At 61.5% G+C, this 10,569-nt stretch carries 8 protein-coding genes and 2 pseudogenes; 1 reads left to right on the top strand and 9 read right to left on the bottom strand.

What is annotated here, in order from left to right; translation table 11 throughout:
* Positions 1-140 precede the first annotated feature (140 nt).
* The 9 genes and pseudogenes from AWJ14_RS11940 to AWJ14_RS11905 form a co-directional block, all read right to left on the bottom strand.
* Positions 141-1,145, bottom strand: coding sequence for a S41 family peptidase (locus AWJ14_RS11940; protein ID WP_066179124.1), 1,005 nt, complete (start codon positions 1,143-1,145; stop codon positions 141-143).
* 61 nt (positions 1,146-1,206) lie between these two features.
* Positions 1,207-1,765: pseudogene (locus tag AWJ14_RS11935) on the bottom strand (class I SAM-dependent methyltransferase); the annotation flags it as partial.
* Positions 1,766-1,769: 4 nt separating this feature from the next.
* Positions 1,770-2,007, bottom strand: a pseudogene (locus tag AWJ14_RS22820) (class I SAM-dependent methyltransferase); the annotation flags it as partial.
* A 49-nt stretch (positions 2,008-2,056) separates the two neighbouring features.
* Entirely contained in the window at positions 2,057-2,716 is a 660-nt protein-coding gene (locus AWJ14_RS22815; protein ID WP_066179118.1) for a transglycosylase domain-containing protein, read from the bottom strand.
* A gap of 82 nt (positions 2,717-2,798) precedes the next feature.
* Positions 2,799-3,566, bottom strand: a complete 768-nt coding sequence (locus AWJ14_RS11925) for an MMPL family transporter (RefSeq protein ID WP_139112624.1) — start codon at positions 3,564-3,566, stop codon at positions 2,799-2,801.
* 20 nt (positions 3,567-3,586) lie between these two features.
* Positions 3,587-4,543 carry an ABC transporter ATP-binding protein gene (locus AWJ14_RS11920; RefSeq protein ID WP_083220216.1) on the bottom strand — a complete coding sequence of 319 codons (957 nt, stop codon included), beginning with the start codon at positions 4,541-4,543 and terminating at the stop codon, positions 3,587-3,589.
* 285 nt (positions 4,544-4,828) lie between these two features.
* Positions 4,829-6,601 (bottom strand): putative bifunctional diguanylate cyclase/phosphodiesterase, encoded by a 1,773-nt coding sequence (locus tag AWJ14_RS11915; protein WP_083220215.1) that lies wholly within the window; start codon positions 6,599-6,601, stop codon positions 4,829-4,831.
* Positions 6,598-6,825: a hypothetical protein gene (locus AWJ14_RS11910; RefSeq protein ID WP_139112623.1), complete on the bottom strand. Its 228-nt coding sequence runs from the start codon at positions 6,823-6,825 to the stop codon at positions 6,598-6,600. The genes AWJ14_RS11915 and AWJ14_RS11910 overlap by 4 nt, the downstream gene beginning before the upstream one ends.
* Before the next feature lie 534 nt (positions 6,826-7,359).
* Positions 7,360-9,438, bottom strand: a complete 2,079-nt coding sequence (locus AWJ14_RS11905) for a sensor histidine kinase (RefSeq protein ID WP_066179101.1) — start codon at positions 9,436-9,438, stop codon at positions 7,360-7,362.
* A gap of 74 nt (positions 9,439-9,512) precedes the next feature.
* Here AWJ14_RS11905 and AWJ14_RS11900 point away from each other — a divergent pair, with 74 nt between their 5' ends.
* Positions 9,513-10,229 carry a response regulator transcription factor gene (locus AWJ14_RS11900; RefSeq protein ID WP_066179095.1) on the top strand — a complete coding sequence of 239 codons (717 nt, stop codon included), beginning with the start codon at positions 9,513-9,515 and terminating at the stop codon, positions 10,227-10,229.
* Positions 10,230-10,569 lie beyond the last annotated feature (340 nt).

Raw genomic sequence — 10,569 nt, 5'->3', positions numbered from 1 at the left:
AGCCTGCCATGACCGCCCAATCTCAGCCATTTTGCAGAACTCTCCGCACACTACCGATAGATTTGCATGTCCATCGCCTGCGGCCATCACTGTTGCAGGCTTTGGGACGCCCCGTCCGGGGTGGCAGCCTTCGCCGCGGCTTAAGGCTGTCTTGTTTGCGCAGCGCCAGGCCCGGACATCGCCAGCGTCACCGCGGTTTCGTATGTCTCCTCAAGCGTCGCCTCGACATCCGGGCGCACGCCGTCCCCCTCCCAGTTGCTGCCGGTAACCGGATTTTCGGCCCTGCCCGTCGGCACCACCACGAAAAGGTCCGACCCGAGTTCGGTGAGTCCGCCCGGATTGGCGCCCCCGCGGGTGGCCGTACCGACCACGACCGCCCGACGCAGGGCCTGCAGGTCATAGGCGAATTCCTCGCCCGCCGAATAGGTCTTCGGACCGACCAGCACATAGACCGGCTTGCCGAGGTAATGCACGGGCGTCGGCGAACTGAAGAAGGATTCGGTTCTGAAGGTCAGCGTCCCGCGATTGCGCCAGATGAGATCGTTGATATGGACGGGCTCGCCGGCCTCAAGGAAGAAGCTCACAAGATAGGCAACCGATGCCGGATGCCCGCCGCCATTCTCCCGCATGTCGATGAGCAGCGCCGCGGTGTCCGAGAGGCTGCGCATCGCCGCATCGGCCGCCGGGTTGAAGATCCCGGGCGGAACGAACCGCGCCAGGTGAAGATAGCCGATATTGCCGTCAAGCCGCTTCACCTCGAAGCCGGCTTCGTCAGGGCCGGGGGAGGCCGGCCGGGGTCCGAAGGGCGACCCGAAGATCACCCGCAGATGGCTGTCTTGCGTGATGTCTTGAAGCCGTGCGGTCAGCCCCGCGGCAAAGCTGGCCGGATCGGCCATCCCCGCAAAGACATCGTCCGCGAGCGCCGCCTCGAGGGCCGTCGCCGCCTGGGCGCCCTTCTCCGGGAAGACATAGCCTTCGCGCAATTCGGCGGCGATGCCTGCAATTGCCGCGCTGACGGTCGCGCGGTCCAGCGTGTCGCCCGGTGCTGCGGCAGGGGTCAGGTCTGCCCGCGCGGCGGTGGCGGCGAGCAGGGCGCAGATCGCTGCGCAGCAACTTGCCAGGAACGGTGGTCGACGGCTTGCCATGGGAATCCTCTCGATCGTCACTGTCTTGGTTCACTTCAGCGTGAAGGGTGAACACTTGGTTTCAAAGCTGCTTCCTGCCCACAAAGACACCACTTTCCTTGCCGATTTCAAGCACGCCGTGGCCCGCCCGGAACGCTTCAGCGATTGCCTTCCGGAATGCGGCGAGCTGCGCCTCGTCGGCCGCATCGCCAGGAGGATAGGAAGTCAGGGCCAGGAACACGTCTTCCGGATCGGTCAAGCGCAGGCAGGCCGGATGCTGCGCCATGGTCACGGTGCCGAACCGGGCCTGCATGACCCATTCGGCGGCGTCATATCCGAAGGCGGCGCCGGCCGGGTCGACGGGCGCGCTGCCGAACACGGCTGTGAGGGCATAAAGCTCGCGCATGTTGCCCGCTCCGTTCGTGGTCACCGCCAGGAAACCGCCGGGCTTGAGGACCCGGTGCATGTCGGCAATGGCCTCTGCAGGATCGGGCAGATGGTAGAGCATGTGCATGGCGATCACCGCGTCGAAGCTGCCGTCTTCGAAAGGCAAGGCCGCCGCGTCGGCCTGCCGGCCCATCACCGACGCAAATGGCAATGGCCGACACCGTTCAACGGCCTCCTGAACCATGCTCGGAGAANNNNGAGCGGAAAGCGTGACGTGCAGGCCCTGCGGCAGCTCCGGTGCGACCGCCTCCCAAAACCAGCCGGGACCGCATCCGACATCGAGGACGCTGTCACCGGGCTTCAAGGGAAGCTGTCCTGCAACCCACGGGAACCAGCCGGTTTCGGCTATCGTATATTCGCTGTTCAGCCGGGCGCGTGCCGCGAGCTTGCGGCTATCGCCATACTGTTCGGCATTGCCGGACGTGAGCGAGCTCACACCTGCCCTCCCTTTTTCCTTCTCTCGAATCCGGACGCATCCCGCCGGGTCACGGCCGGCATCCTTCGAGCCAGACATCCGAAAGGCCCGTCAGCGCACAGGCGCCCGCCACCAGGCGCTGGATCCGCGCGGCGCGGTCGTCGAGCCTGGCGTCGCTTCCCACGAGATCGTAGGAGGCTGGCGCGATCAGCACCGCCACGAGCCGGATAAACTCGGCTTCGCTCAGGTCGGCCGGGGACCGACCATAGATCGCGGAACTCGCCGCATGGAACCCGACCATCCAGCCGTCGGGGCCATTTCCCATTTCCAGCGTCTCCAGCCACAGGGCCAGGATCTGCGCCTTGGACAGACGGCGCTCCAGCCCCAGCGCGTAGCCGGTCTGGCGTATCTTGCCGATGCCAGGGCGAAACGCCTCGAAGGCGAGCCTCTTGGCAGCCGATTGGGTGATGGTGGTCAGGCCCGCGCCCGGGGTCGAGAAATCCACGCCGGAATGCGTCGGAAAATTCGGGTCCTGGACCGCGAGCAGGATCGCCATGTGGGTAGCTCCGAGAGAATCGCCGCCGCGACCTTCGGCAATCGCCGCGTCGGCGCGGACACGCAGGCCCTCGGCATCCGACAGCGCGTCGAAATAGCCCTTGGCGCCGTAGCCCACGAGGCCGATCAGCAGGAGAGCAAAGGCAATGCCCATGTATTTCAGCATTCGCATCATTCGGTGACGTCCTGAAAAGGGTTGTTTCAATGTCTCTCGCGTCAGGGCCTGAACGCGTGATTCGCAATCACTGGCATCCGTGTTACTCGGTATTCAGCGGCTGGCGCGAGAAGACGAGGCATCCGGCGGCCATTGCCGCCAGCAGCCACGCGAGCAGCGTGCCCACTCCGCCGACGCCGTATGCTCCCTCCGCGCCGGCGAAAAGCCATGCCCGCGCGGCATCGGCGGCAAAGGCGGGCATCGGTATGCCGGCGATGGCCGCGCCGAAATAGGCCTGCGCCATCGCGCAGGTGATGCCGGCCAGAAACACCGGGATGACGGCCGCGATCATGCTGCGAAACAGCAGTGTCAGCGTCGCGACAATGGCCGCCAGGGTCGCCAGTTCGAGAAAGGCGATCCCGAATGCCGCGCCGAGCACCAGCACGCCGCCCGCCTGAGCCGGGGCTCTGCTGCCGCCGTCCCCGACAAGGCCAAGTCCGGCATTGAGCATCATGTCGCCGACCACCGTCAGACCGAGACCAATTGCCATGCACAGAAGGCAAACGGCGAATTTCGCGGCCAGCGGCGGCAGCCGTCCAGCGCGGGGCACCAGGTTTCGCCAGGTCGAGAAGCGGTATTCGACATGGAAGACCGAGGAAACGCCGATTGCATAGAGAAGCTGCGCAACCGGGTTGCCCGCAATTCCCAACGACTGCGCCGCAGACACGAGCATGTCGGTCCGGGCTTGCGGGAAATCCCCGTATCGCAGCAGGAAAAAACCTTCGAGCGCGATCCTGAAGGCGAGGGCGGCCGCAGGCACCGCGAGAAATCCCCAGAACAGCACCCCCGGCTGCCGCTTGAGCTTGAGCAACTCGGACAGGAAGAGAGCCGTCATGGGGCCGCCTTTCGGGTTTCCGACAGGAACACCGATTCGAGATCGGGCTTGACCCATTTGGCCTCGAAAATGCGGATATCGGCAGCGGAGAGCATGCGGATCAGCTCAGGCGCCTGCTCGCGTCCGATGCGGACGTAAACCCCGCCGTCGCCGGCATCGGCGCGCCCGGCCAGGCGTTCCAGAACCAGCTGCGGACAATCGACACTGAGCCAGAAGCGGGCCTGGCCGTCCAACAGGTCGGCGACCCGTCCCTGTGCCGCCAATCGGCCATCGCGCAAGATCGCGACCCGATCACACACGCGTTCGACTTCATCGAGGAGATGGCTCGAAAGCAGCACGGTGATGCCGTCCCGCCGGGCCAGTTCGGCGATCAGCGAGCGCATCTCGAGGATGCCGTCGGGATCGAGCCCGTTGGTCGGCTCGTCGAGAACGATCGCATCGGGATGCGCGACGAGGGCACAGCCGATCCCGAGCCGTTGCTTCATGCCGAGCGAGAAGGCCGCCACCTTCCTGTCGGCGGCATGGCCGATGCCGACGCGCCGCAGAACGGGCTCCACCCGCGCATTGGTATCGCTATCGCTCGTCCGGGCGACCATTTCCAGATGTTCGCGGGCTGTCAGGAACGGGTAAAAGGCCGGAGCTTCGATCAGCATGCCGAGGCGGCGCCGCGATTGCCGGGACGCGGTGGCTCCGAAGATGGAAACCGAGCCGCGGTCCGCGCGCACCAGCCCGGCGATGATCCGCAGCAACGTGCTTTTGCCAGCGCCGTTCGGGCCCAGCAGGCCATAGACGCAGCCTTGCGGCACGCCAAGGCTAAGCCCGTCAAGCGCCTTGAACGCACGGCCTCCCCATCCGTAGGTCTTCTCGATGCCAGCGACCGCAATGGCATCCTGTTCATCTGCACCGTTCACGAACCCATCCCACCGCCGACCTCGCCTGAAGCGCTCCACCATGCACAGCACGCACCGGCTGTCACCTCAGTCGAGCTTATCGGCGATTATGGGCATTGTTTTGTTCTGCAGCTTTGCAGCCCGGGTTATGGCCAACGGGACTGCGACCTGCAGCACTTCGATTGTGCTTTAGCCCGCTCCCGGACGCAGCTTGACCGCAGGTTTCCCCGGCCGCGGAGAAACCCGGCTTTGCCGCGGCGCGTGCCGAGATCGTTCAGCCAGCGGTCGTGATCCCGGAACGGCTGTATTGCCGGGACCGGGTTGATGCGCCGGCTTGGCATCGGGCCGTCAGGCCAAGGGGTTGCCTTGAGCCAGCCTCTTGAGAAATTCGGCGCCTGGCATCGGCATGCCGAACAGATAGCCTTGCGCCTCCTTGCAGCCGAGTTTGTGCAGGACCTCCGCTTCCTCGCCATGCTCGACGCCTTCCGCCGTGCTTTCCAGATGCAGGCTTCGCGCCATCGCCAGAACAGCGCTGACGATTGCATGGTTCTCGCTGTCCCTGTCGATCCCGCAGGTGAAATCCTTGTCGAGCTTCAGCCGGCTCAGCGGATAGCGCTTCAAATGGCTGAGGGAGGCGAAGCCGGTGCCGTAGTCGTCGAATGCGATGCCCACGCCCATTTGACGAAGCCGGTACAGGGGTTCAATCATCTCGTCGTCGAGCCCCAGCACCGTGGTCTCCGTTATTTCCAGCTCAAGCAACGAGGGGCAAAGGCCCGAACTTGCCAGTGCACCGGTCACATCGGACAGAAGCTTGCCATCGCGCAATTGGGCACTGAAGAGGTTCACGGCAATGCGAATGGGAAATGCACGGGCGGCGAAGTCTGCCGCAAAGGCGCATGACTGTTCGAGGATCCACCGACCGACCACCGGTGCCACGGCCGTGCTTTCCAGTGCGGGCAGGAACACGCAGGGCGCCAGCAGACCGCGCTCGGGATGCCGCCACCTTATCAGCGCCTCCGCTCCGACGAGCTTTCTGTCGGGCAGGCCGACCTGCGGCTGGAAGTGCAGCTCGAACTGGCCCTGTGCGAGGGCGCAGTCCAGTTCGGCTCTCATCCTGAAACGTTGATCAATGTTGCGGCTCAGTTCCCTGCGAAAGGCAACGATCTGCCCGCCACCCGCACCCTTTGCCTGATGCAGCGCCAGCAAGGCGGCCGTCAGCACGGAATTGGCCCCCATCGGAATGGTCAGCTCATCCGACAGGACGAGGCCGATGCTGGCACTGATCCGGCATTTCACCCCGCCGATGACGAGCGGTTCCGTCACCAGCGCAAGCAGCCTTTCCGCAAGTCTGTGGGTCGCCGCCACGGAACCGGACCCGGTCAACAGCACACCGAACACGTCGCCGCCAAGGCGCGCCATGAACATGGAGCTGCCGACGGCGGTGGAGATGCGTTCGGCCATCAGCTTCAGCAGCTCGTCACCGGCGGTCAGTCCGAGCGAGCAATTGATCTCCTTGAAATTGTCGAGACCGATCTTCAGCAGGCCGAATTGACGGTGACGTATCAGGTCCTGTTCGAGCCGCTCAAGGAAGAAGATCCGGTTCGGCAGGTTTGTCAGGCCGTCAAAATAGATCAGGCGATCGAGTTCGCGCTGCTTGTCATGGCGCTTGGACACATCCCTGCAGATCGCGCCAAAGCACGACCGCCCCTCATCCTTCCACGCAGCCAAGGACAACTCGATCGGCAGCCTTTTGTCGTTCCGCCGCGAGATGGAAAACTCGAGTATGGTCGGCCACCAGGTCTGGCGCGGCCTGCCGCACATCTCCCGTGTCACGGCCTTGAAGACGTTGGCCTGCTTGACACCGAGCAGCGCTTCAATCGGCCTCGACAGAATGTCGCCGTGCTTGTGCCGGAAGAGGACGGCAGCCGCGGCGTTCCAGAAAATAATGCGGCCAGCATCGTCCGTGCAGAGCATGGCGTCCGGTGCTGCGTCGCAAAGTCCAAGTGCATGGCGCGCCATGCCTTCCTGTATCTGCGATTCCACAACGGCTGTCCTGATCCGGCGACCAAAGACGGGTGACGCCCGGTCGCCATCAACGCTGAATAGCTTGCTCTGCTTCATTCGCCATCCTCCCTGATATCAGCCTTGAAATCCGGGACGCGATCCGGCTTCGGCAGCCCCGGGACCGCCGTCGGGAAGCCGGGCTTCCGGTGCATCGCGGAACCCACCGCGACGCGTCCGCCAACCGGAGACCGGTGCACAGGGGCCAAAGCACCGGCCGCATCGCGCGTGACCTGCGCCGCCATTGCCGGCAGCCGCTTGCGACATAGTGTGATCGAGTTCATGGCACACCTCTTGGACAAGAAGATCATATCGGCAGCGCCGAGATGATCTCCGCAATATTTCTTACATTCCAAGTAGACTTCATTCACAGCAAGACACATCTTACGCAAAACTTACATTTCATACATTACATATCTGTATTCCTTGCTATTTCTGCATTATTTTAGATTCGATTACAATATTTATTTCTTGCTGTACCTTTCATTCATCGGGGACTTATAGTCGCGCCATTATGCCCAGCACACGTCCAAGCTAGGCAAACGACACTCGATGCCATCGACCATGGGATTGGGCGATGACCCGTCGGGGAGGGAATGAATGCTTCCGGGGCCGCACTGCACCGTGAAAAGGCCTCGAAGAGGGGGCAGACCGGGCATGCGCCAGCGACAAGGGAAGCAGGGGGAGGACCTATCGACCGAACTCCCTACCGCCAGGATTGCGTCACCGCCTCTCCCCACCGGCCCGGGACGGCTTCAGCTTGCTTCAGATCCATCCGCGACCGCCCAAGGCCCAATCGCGGGCCGCCTGCCGGGCGGCTAGCCAGGGTCGAATTCGCCGACGATTGCCAGTCGTGCGACAAGCCCGCCAACGGGGGCGTTCTCGACCTCCAGCCGCCCGCCATGCGCCAGCGCCACCTGATTGACGATGTCGAGGCCGAGCCCCGTCCCGAAATAGGAGGCCGCATTCGAACCGCGATAATAGCGCTCCTTCACTTTCGGTATTTCATCGACAGGCACGCCGATCCCGCGATCCCTGACCGCAATCGAAAGCTCATCGCCATCGCGACTGACCGTGACCGCGACGGGCTCCTCGCGGTCCGAGAACTTCAATGCGTTGTCGATCAGGTTGCCGATCGCGATTCCCAACATTTCCACGTCGATATTGGCCCGGGCCGACAAGTCGAGATTGTCGAACTCCAGCGTCACATCGCGACTTGGAAACAACCTGCACGATCGCTCGACGATCTTCTGAAGTTCCGTGACAAGCACGACCTTTCGCTTGCGCGCGCGCCCGCCGACCGAGCTGATCCGGCTCCTCACCAGCGATACATCGATCGTTTCCCTGAGCCGGCGCACGGCAGTCTCGATACGTTGCAGCCGCATCGCATCATCGCCGCCTGCTTCGCCCACAGATCGCCGCAGGCTGGCGACACTCGACTTTATGACGGCAACCGGGGTGAGCAATTGATGCGAGATGACATCGACAAACCGCAGCTGTTCCGCCTGCGCGCGCCTTTCCGTTTCCAGCGCCTTCTCCGCGGCGACCTTGGCTTCCTCAAGCTCCCGGGTCATTTCCCGGGCAAGCCTGACGGCTGTCTGCTCGGCTCGGCGCGCCAGCCGCAGGTTCAGGCTCAGGCGATTGCGCCGCTCCTGCACCGCGGCCTCCTCGATCAGCCCGAGTGTAAACAGCAAAATGAAAAGCGCGTTCGCCAGATAGATGATGCTCAATGAGGGGCCATCGGGCGCGACCGCACCGATGAGGATCAAATGGTATGTAGACACTTCCACGCTGTACAATCCGGTTCCGAGAAGGCCTGCGCGACTTAGCTTCCTGCCGGAAAGAAACTGGCGGACATATTCGAAGAAATACAACCAAAGGGCGATTGCCACGACGCCCAGCTCTATCGGCATGATCGCCTGCCAGCCCCCCAGACCGGCCCCGATCGCCATCGCCAGCAGCATCGCGCACAGCCACAAGGACAGGGAGTTGAGACCCTCGTTCGTTATCCACAATTCAAAATACTGCCGGAAGAACAACGCCCCCGCTATATGCAGTAAAATAAGGGACTGAACATTGACGATGTCCATGACATTCATGTCGACCGCGACCGGAAGCAGCTCATACATCCTGGCCGGAATCATGATGTTCACCGCATACATGAAAGAAAAAAGTGCAAAATATAATGCATTTTTCGAGAATGATCTGAAGAAAAGCACAACGAATATGAAGGAAACCGTCATCAGGAACGATATGTAAAATCCGACGGTCAGGTCAGATGCGTACATTCTGTTGTTGAACTGCTCAACGGTTCCGATGTGGCCCGAGAGCAGGATTGAGCTCGTGCTGCCTATGTTGAAGTAAAGATCATAATATTGGGACACGGGTTCCTTGTATTCCAGGATCAGATAGGACCCCACTCCGTTCCATAAATAATCAGGATCATTGTCGCCGATCTGTCCGATTTCGGTGATCCGGGGGGCGTCCAGGCCGTGTCTTTCGACCAGATAGACACGCACATGATCCAAAACGCTGGGTTGCATCCAGAGGAACAGATTGCGCCGCCGGAAGTCGGCGCGCTCCATTTCAACCTTGAGCCATGTCTCGTCCGTCCTGTAGCCAAGGGCGAGGTTTCCGCTCAGCGCAATCTCGCGATGCGTCCCCCGACCCGACACAATGTCCTCGATACCCTCATGCGGCGCGACACCCTCGACGAGGACCAGATGTCCGGCCAGGGATTTCCGGGTGAAGTCCGGCCCGATCGTCAGGACTCTGGGTGAGGCCCCATGACCCCGCTCAAGACGGTTCCAGTTTGGAATCAGAATGATTGCAGCAAAAACGGCCGCGCAAGCAACAACGAGGCAAACGTAAAAACGTTTATCTTGAATAATATACATTTTTCTATAAAATCCTCCTTCTTGCCTACTTCTTTCAATAGAAAAACAAGGGTGGCGTTATGGCAAGGGTTATTATGGTCGAAGACGACGATATGCTGAGAGAGAGCATCAATGACTATTTGACCGAAGCAGGACATTCCGTTCTCGGCGTTCGAGACGCGATACAGTTTTACAAATCGTTCTCGCCGGACATTTTCGACATAGCCCTTGTCGACATCAATTTACCATACAGCGATGGTTACTCTATCGTCAGTTACCTGCGTGAGAACACATCCATCCGGATTGTCATCACGACTGTGCGGGCCGAACTCGAGGATCGCATCAAGGGATACAAGTCCGGGGTCGACATCTATCTGACCAAACCGCTTCATCCCGAAGAATTGTCAGCGGCCCTGTTCACCCTGGAAGGGCGCTTAACCTCAAACCCATCGGCCGACAAAAAGGATCTCTGGAAATTCAACAACAGATCCCTGACACTTTCATCGCCTGACGGCGCATCAATACCGCTTTCGCGAAAAGAGAGCATGCTGATCAACTGTCTGATACATCACGGACCTGGAAAGAAAGTTCTCCGAGAGGAGATATTTCGTTTCATGGGAGAAGCAGAAGGCGAAGGAAACAGGCGAAATCTCGATACGCTTCTGTCGCGCCTCAGGAACAAGATAAAGGGCTATTCCACGCTCGATTTTCCGTTGGTTACTTTGCAAGGATACGGATTTACACTGGATGTCGAGCTGGAAGACGAACACGGGCATGGCACGCGTGGCTCCAATGAGAAATCTTCCCCCTGAAGGATCAGTTGTACCGTCAAGCGGCGCGAGCCGCTATGCGCGTGCCCGCCGATGCAGCCCCCTCGGAAGTGGCCGGCATGGATCCGGGCAGCGGCCGGAACCCGGCTGCAATCTCGGGGATCGCAAGCAGAGAACCGGCATCGGCATGATCGCCAGGAGAGCGGCGCCATCCCGTGAACCGGGAAGACCTTGAAGCCTTCGGCAAGCGCCGCCCTGTTTCGCTGCGATGGAAGGCATCGAAGGCCCGGGTCTTCGGCAACAGCGCTTGCCGCTTCCCGGAAACACTTTTGCTTGTGCGTCGCGTAACTCCGGGAATCCCGGCAGGAACCGGGGACAGGAC

Source organism: Parahoeflea olei (genome assembly GCF_001703635.1).
Lineage (GTDB): Bacteria > Pseudomonadota > Alphaproteobacteria > Rhizobiales > Rhizobiaceae > Hoeflea > Hoeflea olei.
Note: the sequence above shows the minus strand (reverse complement) of the source record. Positions and strands in the feature narration are given on the sequence as shown.

What these genes read in the sequence shown, in the direction of transcription:
- AWJ14_RS11940 (WP_066179124.1), bottom strand. Translation starts at nt 1,145, where the DNA reads ATGGCAAGCCGTCGACCACCGTTCCTGGCAAGTTGCTGCGCAGCGATC.
- AWJ14_RS22815 (WP_066179118.1), bottom strand. Translation starts at nt 2,716, where the DNA reads ATGATGCGAATGCTGAAATACATGGGCATTGCCTTTGCTCTCCTGCTG.
- AWJ14_RS11920 (WP_083220216.1), bottom strand. Translation starts at nt 4,543, where the DNA reads ATGGTGGAGCGCTTCAGGCGAGGTCGGCGGTGGGATGGGTTCGTGAAC.
- AWJ14_RS11915 (WP_083220215.1), bottom strand. Translation starts at nt 6,601, where the DNA reads ATGAAGCAGAGCAAGCTATTCAGCGTTGATGGCGACCGGGCGTCACCC.
- AWJ14_RS11910 (WP_139112623.1), bottom strand. Translation starts at nt 6,825, where the DNA reads ATGAACTCGATCACACTATGTCGCAAGCGGCTGCCGGCAATGGCGGCG.
- AWJ14_RS11905 (WP_066179101.1), bottom strand. Translation starts at nt 9,438, where the DNA reads ATGTATATTATTCAAGATAAACGTTTTTACGTTTGCCTCGTTGTTGCT.
- AWJ14_RS11900 (WP_066179095.1), top strand. Translation starts at nt 9,513, where the DNA reads ATGGTCGAAGACGACGATATGCTGAGAGAGAGCATCAATGACTATTTG.